Source organism: Candidatus Hakubella thermalkaliphila (genome assembly GCF_013281975.1).
Lineage (GTDB): Bacteria > Actinomycetota > Humimicrobiia > Hakubellales > Hakubellaceae > Hakubella > Hakubella thermalkaliphila.
Map to the genome: position 1 here is coordinate 1 of NZ_BLRZ01000342.1, position 894 is coordinate 894.

The following is an 894-nucleotide window of genomic DNA, read 5'->3' on the forward strand; positions in this document are numbered from 1 at the left end:
CTTTACCACGGCTGGCAGGTTGCGGTGTGGGCCTCCAAGATGGCCGAGGAAGCCTGTCCTCAGCAGCTTACCGAGATCTTTTACGCTGGACTGCTGCACGACATCGGAGGGATAGGGCTCTCCGACCATATTATCCACTGGCCCCACCTGGACGATCAACTGAAGAACCCCGAGGTCCGCAGGCATCCCTATCGTGGGGCTCAGATCATCAGGATGATCCCGATGATTTTCAAGGGGCTGCACCACATCGCTGATATGGTGCTGGAGCACCATGAGTGGTGGACCGGTAAAGGCTATCCCAACGGAAAATCCGGCGATGAGATAGGCATGGGAGCCCAACTGCTGCGCGCCGCTGACGCCTTCGATGTCTATCGGAGGCTGCATCCTGAGCCAGTGTCCGAGAGCGTGGATAGTGCGCTGGGCAGACTGGCCTCCAGCCAGGAGTGCTCTTCCCAGATGGTCCACTTGCTCAAGAAGCTTCTGGGCAAGGAGGATCCCTCCGCTCTTCTTCGTGACCACGAGGCCCTGGCTGACCTGATCAGGCAGATGCAAGATCGCCTGCGTCCTTTGGTACTCCAAGATGTTTCCGACACTTTGGAAGGGGTCCTATTGCTCTTTGCCAAAGTTATAGACGCCAAGCACTCCTATACCGCAGGACATTCAGAGCGAATTGCCCACTACCCGGGGATCAAACTGCTTTGACCTGTTGGTCCTCAGATCCTGCAGTGCCTCCTCAAAAGTACCGATCTTGCGATAGGGCCGATCAGAGGTCAGCGCATCCAGAGCGTCCGCCACGGCCAATATCCTACCTCCCAGAGGTATCTCCTCTCCCTTTAGGCCGTCCGGATAGCCCTGGCCATCCCACCGCTCGGGGTGACGACCGGCGATCTGAGC

General features: G+C 58.1%; 2 protein-coding genes. One reads left to right on the forward strand and one right to left on the reverse strand.

Translation table 11 applies throughout. The annotated features are described in order from the left end of the window. Nucleotides 1-702: HD domain-containing phosphohydrolase (locus tag HW443_RS12015; protein ID WP_176238307.1), on the forward strand; the 702-nt coding region annotated here is incomplete at its 5' end. Here the strand turns inward: HW443_RS12015 and HW443_RS13575 are convergent. Further along, a partial coding sequence (locus HW443_RS13575) for an HD-GYP domain-containing protein (protein WP_275942768.1) occupies nucleotides 661-894 on the reverse strand: 234 nt, incomplete at its 5' end. The genes HW443_RS12015 and HW443_RS13575 overlap by 42 nt on opposite strands.